Below are 20526 nucleotides of genomic sequence, written 5' to 3'. Positions count from 1 at the left end.
GATCGCGTTCGCGGGGATCCTGCCCGGCCAGCGGTCGTGATTCGGATTCGTGACCTGACGGTTGAGCGGACCAGCACGCGAGGCGGATGACCTCGCGGCGCCACGTCGGCCTGCCAGCAGGCTCACCTAGACCACCCAGCCTGCGTGCACTGGCGCAGGCGATAACCAAACCACAAACCTACCGTTGATCACGGCGTGGACCAGGCACTAGGCCTGGCCGCCTACTCGATCGCTGGAGGGAGGCATCCCGTTGACGCCGAGAATCAAGCCTGGCGTGGCCGTCGCGCCACCGTCGACGAGGAGCGTCTGACCGGAGATGTAGCTGGCGAGGTCGCTGACGAGAAACGCCACGGCGTCGGCGATCTCCGCCGGAACACCCATACGTCGCAGTGGGATGCTACCGGTGAAGTCGGCCTGCTGCTGGCCCGGCTCGGGTGCTGTCGCCGGGGTGTTGATGCGTCCGGGGGCGATGCAGTTCACGCGAATGCCGAAGGGCCCGTACTCATAGGCGAGGGTCCGCGTCAACGATGAGATGCCGGCCTTCGCGGCGCCGTAGGCGGCGGCCAGCGGTGAACTCAACACGCCTGCGATGGAGCCGACATGCACGATCGTCCCGCCGCCGGACTGCACCATCTCGCCAAGCGCGCTCCGAGTGAGTTGGAAGACGTACGTCAGGTTCATGGCTTGAATCAGCGACCACTCCTCGTCGGTCACCTCGTGAGTCAACCTGTAGGGGGCGAGCGCCCAGGAACCGCCAGCGACGTTCACGAGGATGTCGACGCTGCCGAGTTGCTCGGTTGCCGACGGGACGATCTGATCAACCTGGCTGGCATCGAGCAGATTCGCGATAATCGGCACCGCCGTGCCGCCGGCTTGCCGGACTGCCGCTACAGTGCCCGCCGCGCGATCCGCGCGGGAGTCGACGACAGCCACCGCCGCACCCGCTTCGGCGAGACGCAGCGCGACCGCTTCGCCGATACCGCGCCCGGCACCGGCGACCACAGCGACGCGGCCGGCCAGGGACAACGAAATCGGCATCAGAATGCGACCTCGCCCTGGCCGCCACTCATGACCAGGTCGTGGCCGGTGAGAAAGCTCGCCTCGTCCGAAGCAAGGAATAGGACCCCGTAGGCGATCTCGATCGGCTGGGCGGCCCGTTTGAAATAGCGGTTCGACTCCTGCTTGTGAGCCCAGGCCTCCGTGTCCTCGGCCCCGCGAGCATGCGCAAGTGGGGTGTCCACCAGACCGGGCGAGATGCAGTTGACACGGATGCTCGGCGCGTAGTCCAAAGCCATCTGACGAGTGAGCGCCTTGATTGCACCTTTCGAGGCATGGTACGAGGCGAGCCGCGGCGAGGCCGTCGTCGCATGGTTGGAGCAGGTGTTCACAATGGCGCCCCGACCGCGGTCGAGCATCACCCTCAAGGCGGCCTTCGACACCATGAAGGTCCCCGTCACGTTCACGTCAAAGACCCGCTCCCACTCAGCTCGGGCTATCTCATGCACGGCACCCGGCTTTCCGGTACCGGCGTTGTTGTGCAGCACGTCGACGGTGCCGTACTCCGCCACAGCATGCGCGATCATCGCCTCCGCCGCGGCCTCGTCGGAGACGTCCAGGACGAACGGAGAAGCGGTGCCGCCTGCTGCGATGATCTCGTCGCACACGCCGCGAGCCGCGTCACCCGACATGTCACCCACGACCACGCCGGCGGCGCCGTGCGCGGCGAAGAGCTTGGCCGTTGCGGCCCCGATGCCGCTTCCTGAGCCGGTGACAACGCAGACCTTTCCCTCCATGCGTCCAGTGGTCATGGCGTCCTCTCGGCTGCGAGTTTCAGGAAGGCGTCGAGCGACTCCGGCACTGAGAGGCTTTCGCGTTCTAGGGCGACCTCTGGCGGGACGCCCTGAAAGATCCGCTTGAGCGGGACTTCGACGAGCTTGCCGGTGCGCGTGCGCGGAATCGCCGAAACCTGGATCACCTCATCCGGCACGTGCCTTGGGCTGGCGTGGCGGCGCACCGCGTCCTTGATCGCCGCGACGAGATCCTCGGAAAAGTCGGTGCCGTCCTCCAAGACGACGAACAATGGCATGTAGTAGCCGCCGTCCAGCAGTTCGATACCGAGAACGAGAGAGTCCGCCACGTCGGGCAGTCGGCCGAGCGCGGCATAGATTTCGGCCGAACCGATGCGCACTCCTCCCCTGTTCAGGGTCGAGTCGGAGCGACCCAGGATGCGGCAGGTGCCGCGTCCAGTGATCTCCAGCCAGTCGCCGTGGCGCCACACCCCCGGCCATGGCTCGAAGTACGAGGACCGGTAGCGCTTCCCGTCGGCGTCGTTCCACAGCCGCAACGGCATCGACGGCATGGGCTGCGTAACGACCAGTTCCCCGAGTTCGCCGGTGACGGGCTTGCCGTCGCTGTTCCACGACTGGACGTCCACGCCGAGCAGAGGGCGCTGCAGCTCGCCTTCGGTGACCGACAGCAGCGAGGTGCCCCCGATGAAGCCGCTGGCGATGTCGGTGCCTCCGGAAGAGGAGGCGAGGAGCACGTCGGGCTTGACCGCCTCGTACACCCAGCGGAACGTCGAGGCAGGCAACGGCGACCCCGTCGAACCGATAGTGCGCAGACGAGAGAGGTCGAATCGCTCCCCCGGCTTCGCGCCCGCCCTCTCACAAGCGGTGAGGTAACCGGCGCTGGTGCCGAGGTAGGTGATGCCGAGCCTCTCCACCAAGGCGAACTGCACTTGGAGGTCGGGGTAGTTCGGGCTGCCGTCATGGACGACGACCGTGGCACCGCTCAGCAGCGCGGAGGTCGCGATATTCCACATGATCCAGCCGGTGGAGGTGTACCAGTAGAAGCGGTCACCCGGCCCGATGTCGTTCTGCAGCATCGACATCTTGCGCTGCTCCAGGACGATCCCACCGTGACCGTGCACGATTCCCTTAGGCCGGCCGGTGGTCCCAGAGGAGTAGACAATCCATAGTGGATGGTCGAACGGCACGCGCACGAACGCTGGTTCTTGCTCCTCTGCGATCGCATCGGCCCAGGCGAGAACGTCGGCCGAGCGCGTCTCCAGACCGAGAACGGGCACCGCGATGGTCGCGCGCAGACTCGGCAGCGAGGCTCGGATCAAGTCCACTTGCTCGCGACGGTCGTGCTGCTTGCCGTTGAATCTGTACCCGTCGGCAGCGACGAGCACCGTCGGCTCGACTTGAGAAATTCGATCGAGCACGGCCGAGGTGCCGAAGTCGGGCGGACAGACGGTCCACACGGCACCGATCGACGCGCAGCCGAGCAGGGCGACGACTGCTTCCAAGCCGTTCGGGAGGTAGGCGGCGACCCGGTCGCCGGGCTTGACGCCGAGGCCTCTCAGCGTTGCCGCGAAGGCGCCGGCCCAGCGTCGCAGTTGCAACTGGGAAACCTCCGTGACGCGGTACTGCTCGTCCACGAGGACGAGGGCCGGGTGATCTTCTGTGGTGTCTCGCAGCATCTGCTCCGCGTAGTTGATCGAGCACTCCGGGAACCAGACGGCGCCCGGCATCCGGACATCCGGCAGGACCGGCCCGTGATCTGTCGGTAGCGTCCCGCTCCATATGGCGAGGTCCGACCAGAAATCCTCCAGTTGATGCACTGACCAGCGCCATACGGCGTCGTAGTCGGTGGGGTCGCCGAAGGTCAAGCCGCGTCGCCGGCCAACCCAGGTCGCGAAGGCGTGCAGACGCGTGGCGCGAATCGACTCTGGAGTCGGTCGCCAGAGCACCGACGGTTCAGGTTCGTCTGGCACTACTGCTCCTCTTACGGGAAGTTGGCGTTGTAGGCCGCTGCCACGTCGACGGTGCATCCCGAGATGAAGCGGGACTCCTCGGCCGCGAGGTGGAGCACCTCGTGAGAGATGTCCGTCGGCTCGACCCAGATCGTGGGCATGGGATTCATCTGCGTGAGCCGCGCCTCCATGTCCTCAAGGCCGGGAGCGTCCTTCTCGGGCACGAACACCTTGTAGACCTCGTCGTGGTGCATCATCGGCGTGTTCACAGCACCGGGTAGCACCGCGTTGCAGGTGATCATGTACGGTGCGGCCTCCAGCGCGACGGCCTTCATCAGGCCGATCAGCGCCCACTTCGAGGCGGCGTAGTGGCTCAGGTTCGGTACGCCGCGCCGAGCGGCCTGCGACGAGGTAACGACGATCCGCCCGTACTTTCGCTCCATCATGTGCGGCAGTACGGCGCGGATGCTGTTGGCGACGCCGGTGAGGTTGACGTCGATCATGTCCTGCCACGCCTGGTCGTCCATGTCAACGAGTTGGTGGTACGTGACGACGCCGGCATTGGCCGCCAAGATGTCGACGTGACCGAAGGCCGCGATGCCGTCCGCCACGACGGCACGCATCGCGTCGATGCTGCGTACATCCGCCTCGACCACGAGGGCCTTCCGCTCCAGGCTCTCCACCGCAGTCGCGGTCTCACGCAACTCCGCGGAAGTTCCCAATGGGTACGGCACCGAATCGACCGGCTTGGGCACATCGACGAGGATGACGTCTGCACCGTTCTTCGCAAACTGGATCGCATGCTCACGGCCCTGGCCATGGGCGGCGCCGGTGACAAGTGCTACCCGGCCGGTGAAATTTGGCATGGTGCCGACTACTCCATCCTTGTCACGGTGTGCTGAATGAGGCCGAACAGCGAGGTGCCGTCGTCGGCGATCGCTTCGATGGTGACGGTGTCTCCTGCGGACAGGAAGGGCGTCACGGCAGCCCCGCTCTGCATGATTTCGACACCGCGCTTCTCCGCGATGCAGCCGAAGCCGTACTCCGTGTCGCCGTTGGAAATGGTCCCAGTGCCGATCATCGACCCGGCGATAAGCGGTCGCGTCCTGGTGAACTCCCCGATGATCTGCGGAAGGCCGAAGGAGAAATCGCGATCGGCCCGAGGAGCGCCGTACAGCGTTCCGTTGACGCTGCACTGCAGCGCTGCCCGCAGGAAGGAACTCTGCCACGCGGTACCGAGGGTGGCTGGCGTGACGAGGAACGGAGCGAAGCCTCGGCCGGGCTTGGATCCGTATGTGCCCGTCCCTTGACGGCGTTCCTCCACCAGTAGACGTCGATATGTGACGTCGTTGGTGATGCCGACCAGCTTGATGTGTTCGGGCGCCTGTGCTGCTGTCGTTCCCTGTGGAGCATCACCGGTGACGACAAAGACGGTCGGCTCATAGTCGAGTTCCCACGTCTCGTCAGGTAACGGCACCTCGGCGCGGGGTGGCCAGTTCGGCGCGCCGCCGCTCTGGTAGACGATAGGGCGCTCGCGGTGTCGGTCAGGCAGCGCCTCCCCTCGGCCGCCGCGAATCCGCTCCATGTGCGAGAGGTACGAACTGCCCTCCGCCCAGTGGTAAACCCGGGGCAGTGGCGCCGCGAAGACCGCGCCGTCAACGGGGCTCCCTAGCGTCGGGTCGTCGAGCGACTCGAAGACACCCTCCAGCAACGTCACGGATTCCGCCCAGGTGTCAAGCGCCCGCTGCATGGTCCGTGGGCCTTGCGGCGGGACCAGAAATCGGGTCCTGTCGCTGCTGACAACCACCAGCGTTCCGTCTGGGCCGCCACCGGCCAACGAGGCAAGGATCATTTCGCTGCGGTGGCCACGGTGATGTATTCGGCCGGTACGCAGAACTCAAGAGTCATGTAGTCAGGCGAGGCGTCGAACGCGTTGTGAATCGAACCGCGCGACAGCGTCATGAGGTCGCCCGCGAATACTCGCTGGTTCGGCTCCCCGGGGCGGGCGACGTCGAGCCATCCGCGGATTGGCAGGAAGAACTGCGCCATCGAGTGGTGGTGCTCTCCTGTGCCGCCAGGCGGCGAGGGCTCGATCTCATCGAGCTTGATGATGTGGATGTGCACGCGCCCGTCGGTCGGGATGCGGGTGCCCAAGTCGCGGTACAGCGACCACCGGCGGGGGCCGTCGCCGCGCACGTACGCGTCGGGCCGGTCGAAGGTGTAGACGCCCTTCAGATGGGCGAACTCGGCGGCGCGCTCTGGCTTGGGAGCGTCTTTGCCGGTGACCGTGCCGTAGTCGGAGGGGCCGAAAACCTCGACGCCTTCGAAGTCGTCGGACACCGCGCTGATCTGGTAGCGCCAGTAGGGCGGCTGGTAGGCGGAGGCACCCTTGTCGAGGACGAGGTCCTGGCCGTCCTCGGTCCGGACAGAGATCGAGCCATTCAAGACGAAGAACCACTGAAAGTCGGCGTCGTGGAACTGCCAGTCCGTGCTGGCATCCCCCTCTTTGCCCGTGTACCGGACGTGGCGGCCCACCAAGGCCCCGTCTGTGTTGGCGGCCAGGTGAAGGTCGCGGTACTCCAGCCCGGCGACCGGACCCTGCTCCCAGGTGCCCTCGTCCTTGCGGACCAGCTCGGTCTTGATGTCCAGGGGGTTGTCCACGTCCCAGCCGGAGCGCCAGGTCGTCGCGTGGGTCATCGCGTGTCTCACTTCCACTCGTGTGCGCCTAGCGCTCATATGAGCGCTGTGCGAACAAAGCTTGTCACGCACATCACATGGCGTCAACAAGTCCTTGCCGTTCGATCCGTCGTGCGTGCGTTGCATTGCGGGGTCCTTGCGTCAACGCAGGTCTGGCAAGATGGTGGTTGCCTGTCCCGAGTAGGAGGCCCATGTCCGAGCTAGCTGACGGTCCGTATGTCCACGCGCTCGAACGCGGCCTCGCCGTCCTCCGGTGCTTCCGCGACGACCGGGACCAGCTGACGATCTCGGACGTCGCGCGAGAGGCAGGGATGGATCGGGCGGTGGCTCGTCGCTTCCTGCACACGTTGGTGGCACTTGGCTATCTCGGCACAGCGAACTCCCGTTTCTATGTGCGCCCGAGAGTGCTCGAACTGGCGCGCCCGTACCTCGACTCGGTCACGAACGTCGACGTGATCCAGCCGCACCTCCAGCAGCTCACGAAAGAGGTCGGCGAGACGTCGATGGCCTTCGTTCTGGATGGCTACGAGATCGTCTTCGTCGCCGGCGTTCAGGCCAAACGACTGGTGTCGGTCCACGTCGTTCTCGGCACGCGGGTTCCGGCGTATTGCAGCCCGCCTGGCAGGGTGCTGCTGGGCTCACTCTCCCCCGACCAGCTCGACGACTACTTCTGTCATGTCGAGCTGGTGCAGCGCACTCCCTACACGGTCACCTCCGAGAATGCGTTGCGGGAGGAGATCAAGAAAGTCGCCGAACAGGGCTACTCCCTCGTCGACCAGGAGCTGGAGCCACAGCTGCGCACCGTCGCCGTTCCCATTCGGGACCGCGGGGGCAAGATCGTCGCGGCAGCCTCCATCGGAACGACGCTGGAGGTCGCGATGGAGCATCTCGGCGGCGAGCTGCTGAGCAAGTTGAAGACAGCTGCCGCCGAGATGGAGCGAGACCTGGCGTTGATCCGCTGAGCGGGAGCCACGTCCGCTCAGGCGTTGAACGCCGCCGCGACGTCCAGCATGGCGCCGGTGACGTACCGGGCCTCGTCGGCGACGAGATACAGCACCCCTGCCGAGATGTCCTCCGGCTGAATCCACTCGGTCGGCATCGGATTGAGCTGGCGGAGAACCGCCTCCATATCCTCGAGCGTCGGGTTGTCCAGGTCCGGACGGAACGTCCGGTAGACCTCATCGTTCTTCATCATCGGCGTCTCCACGCCGCCCGGGAGGATCGCGTTGCAGGTGATCCCGCCGAAGGGCGCCACTTCCAGCGCGACAGTACGAACCAGGCCTGACAGCCCCCATTTGGCGGAGCAGTAGTGCGCCAAGTTCGGTATGCCCTTTCGCCCGGCCTGCGACGATGTCACGACGATCCGGCCGTAGGAGCGCTCGATCATGTGCGGCAACACGGCTCGGATGGTGTTGGCCGTCCCGGTCAGATTGACGTCGATCATGTCTTGCCACATTTGGTCCGACATCGTGGCGAGTGGGCTGTACGAGGCGATGCCCGCGTTCGCCAGCAGGATGTCGATCTGGCCGAACCTCGCGATGGTGTCCGACACGACGCGTCGCATGTCCGCCATGGACCGGGTGTCGCCCTGCAGAGCGATCGCCGGGATGTTCTCCGCCTGGACCAGCTTCACCGTCTCATCCAGCTCGGCCTCGGTACCGAGCGGGTAGCTGACGGAGGCGATCGGCCTCGGGGCATCGACCAGAGCGATCCTCGCCCCCTCCCGCGCGAGGGCAATGGCGTGAGACCTGCCCTGGCCCCGCGCGCCGCCGGTGATGAGGGCGACCTTGTTCTCCAACTTCCCCATGGTGATGTGCTCCTTACGAGGTGTGAAACAACGTTGTGCCGCCTCGGCTCTAGTCGAGGGCGGCGTAGACCGAGCGGATGAGCGGCTCGGCCCGGTAACCGCCGACGATGCCGTTGTACGTGCCGAGAACCCCGGGCTCCATCCGGTTCATGATGTAGGCGAAGGTCAGCCCGCGGTCGATGTCGTTGATGACCATGGAGCCTCCCCAGCCCGCCCAGAAGCAGACTCGACTGTCGGGCAGGTACGGGAAGTGCTCCGGGTACGACAAGGCGTAACCGATGCCCCAGCGGATCGGCAGCCCGAGGTAGAGGTCGACACCTTTGGACTGCTCCTCGAAAATCCGGTCGATGGTCGCTTGGGAGAGCAACCGAACCCCGTGCGCCTCGCCGCCATTGGAGATCACCGACTGGATCCTCGCCAGCGAACGGGCATTGCCGTGGCCGTTGCCCGCCGCGCAGAACTCCGAGCGCCGCCATCGGACGTCCCAGCAGGTTGCGGGGTCGGTCGCGAGACCGGCGACAGTCAGCTTGTAGCCCACGCTGTTCTTGTCCTCGAAGGCGAGTTCCGCGTCGAAGGCCGGGCCGGGAGGTGGGAGGATCAACGGGGAGATCCGGTAGTCCTCCCACTCAGGCAGGCCGATGCTGAAGTCGGCGCCGAGCGGAGCGGCGATCTCGGCAGCGACGAACTTGCCGAGGCTAAGACCGGTCACCTTCAGCACGACGCCATGGATGAGGTGTCCGATGCTCAAGCCGTGGTAGCCGCCGGCGGTGCCGGGTTCCCACCACGGAGCCATGGCGGCTAGCTTGGCCAGGGAGATGTCCGGGTCGTAGACGTCGTCCATCGTCACCGGCATGTCCCAGCCGGCCACGCCGGAGGTGTGGGAGAGGATCTGCTTGACTAAGACGTTCTCCTTACCGTTTTCCGCGAATTCGGGCCAGTACTTCGCGACCGGAGCGTCCAGATCGACCAGACCCCGGTCGACCAGCATGAGCAGAGCGAGTACGGCGACCGTCTTCGTATTCGACCAGCAGTTGACGATCGTGTTTCTTTCCCACGGCCTGGTGTGCGCCTGGTCGATCCAGCCGCCCCAGGCGTCGATGACCGGCTCGCCCTTCACGAAAAGGGCGACCGAGGCGCCGACGTCGTCGCCTGCGGCGAGGTGCTCGTCGAGGACGTCGATCACGCGCTGGAACTTCTTGTCCCACGTTCCTTCGACAGTCATGGCCTGCCTACCTTTCAGTCTCGTTCTTCGGTGCGTTCTTGCCTGCTTGGTGGCCGTCCCGACCCCACCAATAGACCGGGTCGGACCGGTCACGTCGGGACATGACCCAGTCCTCGGGGGCCAGATCCTGCACATTTACCTGCAGCGACTCGTCGAAGACGACCACGCGGTCGGCGATCGCCCAGCGCCCGTCACGGCGTTCGAAGCGGTCCACGTAACGGCAGCGGCTCACGCGTTCGGCCTGCTGCGCCTGGCTGTCTTCGGGCCGCATGCGCAGGAATGCGATGCAGTACGACTCGACGAAGGCCAGGTTGTCCCCGTCGAACTCGATGATGACGTTGGTGACGAAGTGCTGCGCGGAGTCGATGGCCTGGTGGCGGCTGCGGATGTCCTCGACCAGGCCTGCTGCCGTACCCGTATAGGAGGCATGCGTATCGATGGCGTCATCGAAATAGCATGCCGCGATGCCCTCGTAGTCCAGTCGATCGACTGAACGTGCATAGCGGTACAGGCATTCGTGAATAGCCAGCCGGTCGGCGAGGCGCTCCAACATGTTGTTCCTTCGATTACTCGGTTGGCGCCGCTACCGGCGACGGGTGAGGCGGACAGAGAGGGCGACGGCCAGGACCAGGGCGCAGCCGTTGAAGAGACTGGAGATCCACGACGGAGCCCCGGCGAGTTGCAGCCCGTAGATGCCGGTCGCGAGGAGCACGCAGGCAACGAGGGTGCCGAGCACGTTCACTCGGCCGTTGTTGCGGATCTGCGTCGCACCCAGTAGCACCGTGGAGAATGCGGGCAGCAGATACGGCGTGCCGATATCCGGTCCACCTGTCCCGAGTTGCGCGGAGAGCACGACGCCGGCGCAGGAGGCGATGAGCCCGGAGGCCACCAGCGAGCCGAAGGAGATCAAGTTCACCCGGACACCGGCGAGACGGGCCGCTTCGGAGTTGCCGCCGATGCCGTAGAGGTACCGCCCTACTGTGGTCGCCTCGGTGACGTACCAGATGATGATGGCGACGACGGCCGCGTACCACACCGGGTAGGCCAGGCCGAGGAGGGTGCCCTGGCCCAGCTTGGTGAAGCTGTGGGCGTTGTCATTCGTCCCCACCAACTGGTTGCCGTCGGTGATCCAGTACGCGATGGCGGCGAGGACGCTGGACATACCCAGGGTGGCGATGAACGAGCTGACCTGCAGTCCCACGATCACCACGCCGTTGACGACGCCGATCACCAGGCCCACGCCGAAGGTGGCCAGGATCGCCAGCACGACTGGTGTCCCGCCTTCGATCAGCTTGAGCGAGAGCACCACGGCAACTCCCAGCGTGGCCGCCACGGAGAGATCGAAGATGCCGGCGGCCAGGGGCAGGATCAGCGCGAGCGCCGCCATGAAAGTGACGGCCTGGTTCTGGCTCACTGCCTTCAACGTGGTGGCAGTCAGGAAGGTGTCCGGCAGAGCCGTCCCGAAGATCACCACCAGCACGGCAAGGACGAGGACCCCGCTGAACTTGTCCAAGGCGAGTTTCTCGGCCCACGATCGCTGCAGTGGCTTGGCCCTAGCCACTGACGTCGTCATGCCCCGGCCTCTTCTGTCTTTCGGGCCTCGGGCGTGGCGGCCAGGCACGCCGCAGTGATCGCAGCGGCTTCGACGGGTCCAGGAAGCTCACTCTCGACACGTCCTCCGGAGAAGACCAGTATGCGCGAACACAACAACGCCAGTTCCTCACTATCCGTCGAGCAAACGACCACCGAGCAGCCTGATGAGGCGGCTGCACGGATTCGGTCGTGGATGTCTTGTTTGGCCCCGACGTCAACGCCTTGAGTGGGTTCGTCGAGGATCAGTACTCGTGGCTCCAGGCGGAGCCACCTCGCGAGAATGACCTTCTGGGCGTTGCCGCCGGAAAGTTGCGACATCAACGCGCGCGGCTCGCGCGGACGTACGTCGAGTTCGCCCAGCCATCCCTGGACGGTGCGCATCTCCTCTCGACGACGCAGCCAGCCCTTCCGGCTGAAGTCCTTCAGACGCGCCAGCGTGAGGTTCTCGGCCACAGTGTGGCCGTGGACCACGGCGACTCGCGGCCGGTTCGCCGGCACCATGGCGATCCCTGCCCCGATGCTCAGGTCTGGCCGGCCGGAAGGCACGAAGTCGCCGTCGACGACGACGTCGCCAGTCCGCGGAAGGCCGCCGAAGATGAGCGATGCTGCCGCCTCACGGCCCGAGCCGGTGATGCCGGCGATGCCGAGGATCTCGCCCTTTCGCACGTCGGCACTGAGCTTGTGAACCGTGGCGCCGGAGATCGACTTCAGCTCCAGGACCACGGAGCGCTCGTCGACGACGGCGGTCTGTGTTGAGGACTGGACCGGGTGGCCCACGATCAGCTCGATGAGGGTGCTCCGGTCGAGGCCGGCGATCGGCCTCGTGGTGATCAGACGGCCGCCACGCAACACGGTGACCGAGTCCGCGAGCTCGAACACCTCGTCCAGGTGATGGGAGATGAACAGGACCGCAACGCCGTTGTCGCGGACCCTGCGGACGAGGTCGAAAAGCCGCTCTACCTCGGGGCCGGGCAGGTTGGCTGTCGGTTCGTCCAGCACCAACACTTGCGGCCTTGAGCGGTGCTCGGCTACCGCGCGGGCGACCGCGACCGCTGTCCTTTCGCTGGCCTGCAGCTTCCCGGTCGGGACCGTGACGTCGACGTCATAGCCGAGTTCGGCGAGGTTCTGCCGAGCTTCGCGGCGCCGGTCAGCCCAGTTGACCGGCCGGCCGCGGCCACGGCCGAAGCCTCTGCCCAGACCGAGGTTCTCGACGACATTGAGCGAGTCGACGAGGGCCAGGTCCTGGTGCACGAATCGCAGTCCGGCATTCTCCGCCTCGCCGGCGTGAGTAGTGGTGACCGGGTTCCCAGCCACCACCACCTCAGTGCCCGCATCGGGTTCGTGGTAGCCGGCGAGGATCTTCACCAGTGTGCTCTTGCCGGAGCCGTTCTCACCAACGATGGCCCGGATCTCTCCGGGAAGCACCGCTAGGCTCACGTCCTCCAGCACTCGCACGCCGCCAAAGGTCTTGCTGGCGGAGTGCACCTGCAGCGCTGGAGTGACCTGATCCTTGAAGAGCCCGGCATCCTCGTCGGATGACGACTCAACCAACATGCCACGCCTTCTTGAACTGATCGCGGAATCCGGCCACGGCGACGTACTGGCCTTGTTCGATGGCGATCGTGTTCACGTTCGCCTTGGTGATCATCTGGCCTGGAAGTGGTACCGCGACCGCGGCAGCGACATCGTCTCCGGCGTAGTGGCGCGCCAGGGCGTCGATGGTGCGCCACCCCATCATTTCAACCGGATAGCCCGCCCATGCTCTCTCGTCACCGGTCTTGAGGGCCTCCAGGTTGGGGGCTGAAGGAGACTCACCAATGATGTTGATGCCCGAGATGCCGGCGGTCTTGAGCGCAGTACTCACCCCCAGTGCAGTGTCGCCGTTGCCGAAGACGGCCCACTTGGCCTGCGGGTTGCGCTGGAAGTAGGCGACGACGTTGGCCGGTGTCTTCGTGCCGACGTCCGCAAGCTGCTGGTTCTGGTCGTCGACCGTGCAGCCCGGGCACCAAGTCTTGACGGCGGCGATGAAAGCGCCGGTGAACGCTTTCAGGATCGGGAACGCATTGATATTGAAGAGGCCAGCCCGGCCCTTGCCGCCCGACTCGGTGATGAAGTAGGCAGCCACCAGCTTGGCGTAGAGCACGATCTGGTCGGAGCCCGCCACGTTCGCCAGAACTCCGCCAACCGGGCCTTCGGCGCCGACGTTCTGGATCACGGTGATGCCCTTACTCTTCGCCTCGGCGATTTGGGACGTGAATACCGTCGAGTCAGCGGTGCCACAGATGCAGATCGCGTCGGGGGTCTGCTGCAGAGCAGCCTCGAAGGCCTTGATTGCATCGGCCGGCGAGGAACCTGCGTTGATCGTGCTGAAGTCCCAACCGAGGGCTGCGGAGCCTTCGCGCATGCCGGTAGCCACCCGCGCGGCGACCGGCTGCGGGGTGACCAGCAGCATGATGACCTTCTTGCCCTTCGGCGGGGCCTCCTTGAGGTCGGAGACGCCGATGCCGGTTGGGTTCTTTGCGTTCGCTGCGATGTAGTCCGCGGCTTCCTTCAGGCCCAGGTTCCCGGCCGCAGTGCTGTTCTCGCCGCCCGTAATGGCCCCGGGCGAGCCACCGGACGAACTGCACGCGGAGATCAGCAGGCCCGCAGTGGCGAGAAACGCCACGAGCGCGAGGCGGCGAGACTTCGTTGTCATGCAGCTCCCTAGAATTGTGTGCGTCTACCGCACGTTCATGCGTTGGCCGCCCAACTCTGACAGGGGCCAGGTGTGGTGTCAATCACGCTGAGGACACGTTTTCGCGGCCGTGAGCGCCGGCGGACGCGGCAGCGGCTCCGCCACCGCACCACAGGTCCGTAAGTGCCGCACTTCGCCCCGAGATGCTCCCTCACCAGGGTGAATGCCTGTTCTCCGCTCGTAGCGCCGAAGAGCTCGCGGCCGAGCGCGATCGTCCTCAGCGGTCAAGGCGCCGGCCACGGCGCCTTGACCAAGACGCGGCCTGGCGCGCACCGGTCAGCCATGTGAGCGGCCCTGAATGCCTGGTTTGCTCTCGGCCCCATGATGGCGGGCGGTCTGGGATCTGGGCTGGTGAGCAGGCCAGCTCCCCGCGGTTCGGTTCATCCTGAGCCAGGTGAAGTTGTCCGACTCCTCAACGCCGTCTGGAAGGAGTCGGACAACGCAACGCAGAGCTGGTCGACGAGAAGCTCGAGTGTCCTCACAGGGGTTGGAGCAGCACGACGGGGATCCGTCGAGCCGTCTTCAACTGGTACTCGGCGTAGGCCGGGAACGCCTCGACGGCGCGATCCCACCAGGTGTCACGCTCGGCGCCGGTGAGCACGCGCGTCAGGTAACGCCGCCTGGTCGCGCCGTCCTGCAATTCGACCAGCGGCTGATGCAGAAGGTTCCCGTACCACTCCGGGTTCTCGGGCCTGCCGCCGTATGAGGCGATCGCGACGTACTGACCGTCGTGTTCGACGCGTATTAGAGGGCTCTTGCGGACCTTCCCACTCTTCCGTCCGATCGTGGTAAGCACCACGATCGGACGATCCTGCATTGTGTTCCCCTCGGTTCCGTTCGAGCGTTCGAACAGCTCGACCTGCTCGCGGGCGAACTCCCGCGGAGTGGGTTCGTACTCCTCCTCGAAGACTGCGAGCGGGTCGTCGACACCCTGCAACGAGTGTCGGAACAGCAGTCGGGCTGCCGGGGATCCGTTGAGCAGCCGGTTGGTACGACGACGGACCCGCCACCCCTCGGGCCGACGTTCCAGGGCCCATCTGTTGGCGGTCAGACGGCGGATCATGAAACCGTGTGGGCCGTTGGCGATGAGGATCTGGTAAGTAATGGCCACGGCCGTGTCGCCCTGCAAGGTGATCCGTGGCGGGGAGACCTGGTGGGACGAGCCGACGCGCACGTACTCCTGATGCGTCTCGCTGTAGAGCATGTCGCGGATCTGTTGCCGGTTCCCCAGCTCCCAGCCGTCGATTTCGTAAATGCCGTCCTCGACCCAGATCTCCCCTGCCAGGTCGATGGAGTTGCTGTCCACCGAGGGGCCGTAGGAAGCGAGCAAGTGCTGAATCTCGACGATGTCGTTCAGGCGTGTGACGGCTCGCTCGAGTTCAGCGACCCGCTGCTCCAGGCCCTGGCTGTTGTCTCCCACTCCGGTTCCTCTCAGGCGTCGGTCATTTCGATCAACGGGCACCCTGCTTCAACCAGCGCAACTGGTTTTCTCATGTCTGCCTCGGATGCGAGCCCATAGGCGACCGAATCGACCGGCTTGGGGAGGTCGACGAGCGCTACGTCCGTGCCTCGAGCAAGACGCACCGCATGAGAACGCGCCTGTCCACGCGGGCCGCCAGCAATGAACGCGGTACGACCGCCCAGTCCCGACATCCCCTTACTTCTCCAATCGCTGTTGCGATGGCAGCACGTGCAGGGGTGCGATCACCACCCGGCAAAGGTTGAACCGGCAGCGTAACTTAGGCGTGTGCGCCCCGCGCTCTGTTGTGCGCTCTGCGAACGTCCCATCTAAATTGGGCCATGTCAACGCCCGCTAGGTCGCGGTGTTGTAACTTCTGACCATCGGCTACGTGGCTGTTGCACGTCACGCGCTCGCCGAGGACACCCACGGAGCATCTGCTGCGGCTGTTCGCCCGCATCGCTGCCGGTATCTGATGAATGGAATGAGTTGGGCTGACCGCGCCGACCTACAGCGTCAGCAAACATGCCGTGCTAGCGCCCTACGCCGAAGGGCTCAGCTTGCCGGATGCCACGTCGGTTGTCCGGGCACACTTGGGCCGTGGAACGTCACGAGTTCGGCGCCGCGGTGCGCCAGTTGCGGGTGAGTACTCCCCCCGCGGCTGTCGGGCTGCCGGTCGGCCGTCGGCGGGTGCAAGGGTTGCGGCGGGAGGAGCTCGGCGAGCTCGCGGGGATGTCTGCGGACTACGTACGCCGGTTGGAGCAGGGGCGCAGCCATCCGTCGGCCGGGGTGGTGAACGCCATCGCCCGCGCGTTACGGATCGGGCGGGCGGAGTACGAGCGGCTCTGTGCGCTGGCCGGGTACGCCGCCGCGGACGGGCAGGTGCCGAACGAAGTCGGTCCGGGTGCGATGCGGCTGCTGGAGCGGTTCACGGACACTCCGATGTTCGTCTCCGACGCGGCGATGAATTTGATCGCCGTGAACAGTGCGTTCATGGCCCTGGGGCATTGGGATCTCACCGGGGACCCGTGGGAGTGGAACATCGCCTGGCGTAGCTTCTGCGATCCGTTCAGTCGTTTCCAGCAGTCTGCGGCTGACGCAACCGATCATCAGGCGGTCCTCGTTGCCCGCCTGAAGAGCGCGCTGTTGCGCTACCCCGCCGATGCGTCGCTTGCCGCGCTGGTGGACGAGATGCGGAGCCGAAGCCGCCTGTTCGACACCTTGTGGCGCACGCCGCGACCGGTGGCGGCCTACGAGAGCAGTGCCACGTTCATTCATCCGGACAGCGGCTCCGTTACGCTCGTCGGCAGCCTGCTCGCCATCCCGGGCGACGATCTGGCGGCTCTGATGCTCACCGCGGCGCCGGGCTCGGCCGATGCGGCGCGTCTGGCTGAGATCGTCGGCGTCGCCGGGGAGCCGACCATCATCAAGGTGGGCCAGCCCGGCCCAGGCTAACTGCGCCGGATCCTGCGAAGTTAGTGACGTCTCCAGCAACCGCGGATCCAGTGGCTGCCTCCGGGCGGCCCTCGTGACGCGGGGCTGGACGCCTTCGCAACTCGAAGCAATGCCGCAGAGATGACTCTGCGTCGGTATCGCTTCAAGTTCGGAGCACATCGACGGCGCTCACGGAAGCAGGTGCAGCAATGAAGGCGGTGCGTTTTCACGAGTTCGGCGGTCCCGAGGTCCTGCGCTACGAGGACGTCGCGCAGCCCACCCCCGGCGCCGGTCAGGTCCGGATCCGCGTCGCCGCGACGTCGTTCAACGGCGTCGACGGCAACATCCGTGCGGGCTACATGCAGGGTCCGATCCCGGTCGAGCTGCCACACACTCCCGGCATCGACGTCGCGGGCACGGTCGACGCGCTCGGTGACGGCGTGGACGACGTCGCGGTCGGCGACCGGGTCATCGGCTTCCTGCCGATGACGGGGGCCGGGGCGGCCGCGGAGTATGTGATCGCGCCGGCGGAGATCCTGACGGGGGCACCCAAGAACATCCCGTTGGCCGACTCGGCGGCGTTGCCGCTGGTGGGCCTGACCGCGTGGCAGGCGCTGTTCGACCACGGCAACCTGACCGCCGGTCAGCGGGTGCTGATCAACGGCGCCGGCGGAGCGGTCGGCGGATACGCCGTGCAGCTGGCCAAGGAGGTCCGTGCCCGTGTGATCGCCACGGCCAGCCCACGCAACGCCGAGCGTGTCAAAGCCGCAGGCGCCGACGAGGTGATCGACCACACCACCACGGATATGACCGCGGCGGTGACCGAGCCGGTCGACCTCGTACTCAATCTCGCACCGGTCACTCCGGAACAGCTGGCCGCGCTGGTCACGCTGATCCGTGACGGTGGCACCCTCGTCAATACCACCGTCTGGATGCCAGCTCCTTCCGACGAGAAGCGCGGTGTGCGCGGAATCGACATGTTCGTCCGCAGCGACGCCGACCAACTCGCCGACCTGGCCGCTCGCGTCAGCACCGGTGAGTTGCGCGTCGAGGTCGCCCAGCGGGTCCCCCTCGCGGAGCTGCCGGCCGTGCACGCCCAGGCCGCCGCGGGTGCGCTGCCCGGCAAGACCGTCATCGTCGCCCACACCGCCTGACGCCGAACTGACAAGAGAACCCCGATGTCTCACGACAAAGTGATCACCGTGCTCGGCGCGACCGGCACGCAGGGCGGCGCGGTCGCCCGGGCGCTGCTGACCGACGGCGAATTCACCGTACGGGCGGTGACACGCGACGTCGCGTCACCCAAGGCGCAGGCGCTGACCCGGCTCGGCGCCCGGGTGGTCGAGGCGGCCCTCACCGACGAGGGCAGCCTCCGCCGGGCATTCGACGGGGCGTACGGCGCGTTCCTGGTCACGCCGTACTGGGAGCACCGTTCGCCGGCCCGGGAACTGGCCGAAGTGGAGCACCTCATCAGCGCGGCCAAGGCAACCGGCCTGCGGCACGTCGTGTGGTCGACCCTCGAGGACACCCGGGAGGTGATCGCGGCCGATGACGATCGGATGCCGGTCATCGGCGACGGCTATCGGGTGCCGCACTTCGACGTGAAGGGAGGGGCCGCCGACGCCCTGTTCGCCAAGTCCGGCCTGCCCACCACGTACCTGCTGATGTCCTTCTACTGGGACAACCTGCTCACCCTGGCCAAACCGCAACGCGACCCGGACGGGACGCTCGCCGTGCACCTCCCGCTCGGCGACACCGCGATCGCGGGCGTCGCCTCCGACGACATCGGCCAGGTGGCGCTGCGCGTGTTCCAGCAACCGGCGGAGACGATCGGCGCCACGATCCCCGTGGTCGGCGAATACCTGACCGGCGAGCAGATGACGGCGGCGCTCGGCGCGGTGCTCGGTGAACCGGTGGCCTACCGCCCACCCACCCACGAGCAGTTCCGCAGCCTCGGCTTCCCCGGCGCGGACGAGTTGGGCAACATGTTCCAGTACTACGCCGAGTTCCCCGAGTCCTACCTCGGCCGCCGCGACCTCCAGGCCGCTCGCGCGTTCAACCCGCATCCGCTCAGCCTGACCGACTTCCTGACCGCGCACCGCGCCGAGCTCGGCGATACGGAGGAACTGCGATGACCACCCCGTTCAGCCCGCCCGGAACCCCCGAATACGTGCAGGCCGGCGCCGCCTTCCAACTGGCGGCCCCGGTCGACCTGGCCAGGGCGTTCACCGCCCGCTCGACGACGTCGTCCGCTCCGTCGCCACCGCGCGCCGGTCGGGCCGGCCGCTCCGGCTGACCACCACCGGCCACGCGATGGGCCGCACCGGCCCCCTGACAGATTCCCTGCTGCTGCGGCCGTTGCTCGACGAGCCCCTGGGCGTCGACTTTGGACGCCGGACGGCCCGCATCCCGGTCGGCAAGACCTAGACGAGTAGTTCCGTATCCCGGTCAGTGGTCGTAGGCGATCAGTGACCGGGTGAGGGGTGCGCCGGTCTTGTTGTTGTGCCAGATTGCGGCGGCCATGGCGAGGAGGCGCTGGGCGATCCGGACGGCAACGCCGGCGAAGGTGCGGCCGCCGTGGTCTTCCAGGTCGAGTTGGCCCTTGAGGGTGTCGTTGACCGACTCGATGAGCTGTCGGACCTTCTTGAGCATCGGCTCGCCGTAGCGGGCTTTCTCCTGCTTGCGGGATGGGCGCAGCAGTTCGATGCTGTGTTCGGCCAGGTCCCGCTCGAGGGCCTTGGACGCGAAGCCCTTGTCGGAGATCAGCAGGATGCCTGGGTGCTCGGCGACGACCCTGGCCTCGATCTGCAGCATCGCGGCCAGGACCTCCCGTTCGCCGCCCCAGAAGTACCGGGAGTGTGCGGCGCAGTAGCCGTATCCGGCCCAGCCGGCCAGGTCCGAGCGTTGCGCCGTCGGGCGGGACATGCCGCACGGGATCGGTGTGGAGTCGCCGATCCAGTGGTTGTCGAACCAGAAGTCGCTGTCGCGGGCCAGATCCCGGATCACCTTCTTGATCGGCGGCAGCGCGGCGCGGAGCCGCTTGTTGTAGCCGGCCGCTGGGGCAGGTAGGGGAACATGCCGTGCAGGTGGATGCGGGCGTAGCGGATCTGTCCAGCGTCGCCACTCGAGACGGGCTGATCGCCGGTCAGCGCGGTATCGACACTGCGGCGTGCGCCTTTGTCTTCGGTGTGGGCATCGCCGTGGTCGCAGCCGTCAAGTTGGTCCTGGAGCTGAGGCAGCGGCGCCCGGGAGCGCGGCGAGGAAGCAAGCGGCCTCGTAAGGACGGAGGACTGCTTCTAACTGCAGCGCTGTCACGGCAAGGGGCATTGCCAAGATCAGCTGCACGGATGTGCCGCGCTCCGGTCGCTGCCCAGCGTCACGGCCAGCTGCTTGGTCGAGTTCACGCTCGTGCCGAATTGAGGACGTCGCTGGCCCCGTCAGCTTGACTGCCTGAGCAGAACGGCCGTCCCGGTCATCACGCAATATCCAGCATCGCCGCCCAACACGGTCCTCACGTCGATGATGGCGTTCGCGCCGAGCTGTTCGGCCTGCCCGACGAGGGACTTGACCATCTTCTGCATGTTGCCGCCGCCGATGGCACCTAACTTGGCATCCGCGAAAACCAGCCCTCTTACCTCGTACGCCACACCCGGTACCTCGGACAGGGTGGATACCAGCATGCGATCCCCTTTCCAGTCGACGCGCTCATTGTCGACGCGTCTGTCAAGGGCATCCACGGCCAGGCAGGATCGGGCCCACCGGCCCAGTACCACCAACATCAGCCGTCCGCACATGCCGCAAGATGCTCGGCGGGTGACGGACC

General features: G+C 66.4%; 19 protein-coding genes and 1 pseudogene. 5 read left to right on the top strand and 15 right to left on the bottom strand.

All coding sequences use genetic code 11. The features are described 5' to 3' along the window. Positions 1–207 precede the first annotated feature (207 nt). Genes ACQPY0_RS18585 through ACQPY0_RS18560 form a run of 6 tightly spaced genes read right to left on the bottom strand, consistent with a single transcriptional unit; the run spans position 208 to position 6454 of the window. Positions 208–1038 (bottom strand): SDR family NAD(P)-dependent oxidoreductase, encoded by an 831-nt coding sequence (locus tag ACQPY0_RS18585; RefSeq protein ID WP_432990458.1) that lies wholly within the window; start codon positions 1036–1038, stop codon positions 208–210. Next, positions 1038–1793 carry an SDR family NAD(P)-dependent oxidoreductase gene (locus ACQPY0_RS18580; RefSeq protein ID WP_432990456.1) on the bottom strand — a complete coding sequence of 252 codons (756 nt, stop codon included), beginning with the start codon at positions 1791–1793 and terminating at the stop codon, positions 1038–1040. Before ACQPY0_RS18580 ends, ACQPY0_RS18585 begins: the two co-directional genes overlap by 1 nt. Before the next feature lie 11 nt (positions 1794–1804). Then, positions 1805–3778, bottom strand: coding sequence for an acetoacetate--CoA ligase (locus tag ACQPY0_RS18575; RefSeq protein ID WP_432990454.1), 1974 nt, complete (start codon positions 3776–3778; stop codon positions 1805–1807). An 11-nt stretch (positions 3779–3789) separates the two neighbouring features. Continuing rightward, a complete protein-coding gene (locus ACQPY0_RS18570) occupies positions 3790–4623 on the bottom strand; it encodes a mycofactocin-coupled SDR family oxidoreductase (RefSeq protein WP_432990452.1) in 834 nt (277 codons plus the stop codon). 8 nt (positions 4624–4631) lie between these two features. After that, positions 4632–5609 carry a fumarylacetoacetate hydrolase family protein gene (locus tag ACQPY0_RS18565; protein WP_432990450.1) on the bottom strand — a complete coding sequence of 326 codons (978 nt, stop codon included), beginning with the start codon at positions 5607–5609 and terminating at the stop codon, positions 4632–4634. Beyond that, entirely contained in the window at positions 5606–6454 is an 849-nt protein-coding gene (locus ACQPY0_RS18560; protein WP_432990448.1) for a hypothetical protein, read from the bottom strand. The genes ACQPY0_RS18565 and ACQPY0_RS18560 overlap by 4 nt, the downstream gene beginning before the upstream one ends. A gap of 191 nt (positions 6455–6645) precedes the next feature. On the opposite strand from ACQPY0_RS18560, the gene ACQPY0_RS18555 reads away from it, so the two are divergent. Beyond that, entirely contained in the window at positions 6646–7416 is a 771-nt protein-coding gene (locus ACQPY0_RS18555; RefSeq protein ID WP_432990446.1) for an IclR family transcriptional regulator domain-containing protein, read from the top strand. A gap of 17 nt (positions 7417–7433) precedes the next feature. Here the strand turns inward: ACQPY0_RS18555 and ACQPY0_RS18550 are convergent, their stop codons facing one another. The 7 genes from ACQPY0_RS18550 to ACQPY0_RS18520 form a co-directional block, all read right to left on the bottom strand. After that, positions 7434–8261, bottom strand: coding sequence for a mycofactocin-coupled SDR family oxidoreductase (locus ACQPY0_RS18550; protein WP_432990444.1), 828 nt, complete (start codon positions 8259–8261; stop codon positions 7434–7436). Between the two features lie 49 nt (positions 8262–8310). Then, complete coding sequence (locus ACQPY0_RS18545) at positions 8311–9483, bottom strand: serine hydrolase domain-containing protein (protein ID WP_432990442.1); 1173 nt, start codon at positions 9481–9483, stop codon at positions 8311–8313. A gap of 7 nt (positions 9484–9490) precedes the next feature. Further along, entirely contained in the window at positions 9491–10036 is a 546-nt protein-coding gene (locus ACQPY0_RS18540) for a nuclear transport factor 2 family protein (RefSeq protein ID WP_432990440.1), read from the bottom strand. A 30-nt stretch (positions 10037–10066) separates the two neighbouring features. Continuing rightward, positions 10067–11056 carry an ABC transporter permease gene (locus ACQPY0_RS18535; protein WP_432990438.1) on the bottom strand — a complete coding sequence of 330 codons (990 nt, stop codon included), beginning with the start codon at positions 11054–11056 and terminating at the stop codon, positions 10067–10069. Then, positions 11053–12630: a sugar ABC transporter ATP-binding protein gene (locus ACQPY0_RS18530; protein ID WP_432990436.1), complete on the bottom strand. Its 1578-nt coding sequence runs from the start codon at positions 12628–12630 to the stop codon at positions 11053–11055. The genes ACQPY0_RS18535 and ACQPY0_RS18530 overlap by 4 nt, the downstream gene beginning before the upstream one ends. Beyond that, positions 12620–13771 (bottom strand): sugar ABC transporter substrate-binding protein, encoded by a 1152-nt coding sequence (locus ACQPY0_RS18525; RefSeq protein WP_432990434.1) that lies wholly within the window; start codon positions 13769–13771, stop codon positions 12620–12622. Before ACQPY0_RS18525 ends, ACQPY0_RS18530 begins: the two co-directional genes overlap by 11 nt. A 517-nt stretch (positions 13772–14288) precedes the next feature. Further along, positions 14289–15230 (bottom strand): nitroreductase/quinone reductase family protein, encoded by a 942-nt coding sequence (locus tag ACQPY0_RS18520; protein WP_432990432.1) that lies wholly within the window; start codon positions 15228–15230, stop codon positions 14289–14291. 639 nt (positions 15231–15869) lie between these two features. Here ACQPY0_RS18520 and ACQPY0_RS18515 point away from each other — a divergent pair. The 4 genes from ACQPY0_RS18515 (at position 15870) to ACQPY0_RS18500 (ending at position 18999) form a co-directional block, all read left to right on the top strand. Then, positions 15870–16724, top strand: coding sequence for a helix-turn-helix domain-containing protein (locus tag ACQPY0_RS18515; protein WP_432990430.1), 855 nt, complete (start codon positions 15870–15872; stop codon positions 16722–16724). Between the two features lie 188 nt (positions 16725–16912). After that, positions 16913–17857 (top strand): NADP-dependent oxidoreductase, encoded by a 945-nt coding sequence (locus ACQPY0_RS18510; RefSeq protein ID WP_432990428.1) that lies wholly within the window; start codon positions 16913–16915, stop codon positions 17855–17857. Positions 17858–17881: 24 nt separating this feature from the next. After that, positions 17882–18838: an NmrA/HSCARG family protein gene (locus ACQPY0_RS18505; RefSeq protein WP_432990426.1), complete on the top strand. Its 957-nt coding sequence runs from the start codon at positions 17882–17884 to the stop codon at positions 18836–18838. Further along, positions 18835–18999, top strand: a complete 165-nt coding sequence (locus ACQPY0_RS18500) for a hypothetical protein (protein ID WP_432990424.1) — start codon at positions 18835–18837, stop codon at positions 18997–18999. Before ACQPY0_RS18505 ends, ACQPY0_RS18500 begins: the two co-directional genes overlap by 4 nt. Positions 19000–19151: 152 nt before the next feature. On the opposite strand, the pseudogene ACQPY0_RS18495 reads toward ACQPY0_RS18500, so the two are convergent. Beyond that, positions 19152–19822: pseudogene (locus ACQPY0_RS18495) on the bottom strand (transposase); the annotation flags it as partial. A gap of 318 nt (positions 19823–20140) precedes the next feature. Then, the gene (locus ACQPY0_RS18490) at positions 20141–20440 is read right to left on the bottom strand and encodes a hypothetical protein (RefSeq protein ID WP_432990422.1); all 300 of its coding nucleotides are present in this window, start codon (positions 20438–20440) and stop codon (positions 20141–20143) included. Between the last annotated feature and the right edge of the window lie 86 nt (positions 20441–20526).

It is taken from the genome of Dactylosporangium sp. CA-233914, assembly GCF_050942935.1.
Lineage (GTDB): Bacteria > Actinomycetota > Actinomycetes > Mycobacteriales > Micromonosporaceae > Dactylosporangium.
The sequence above is the reverse complement of the archived record's forward strand: the minus strand, read 5'-3'. Positions and strand labels throughout refer to the sequence as shown.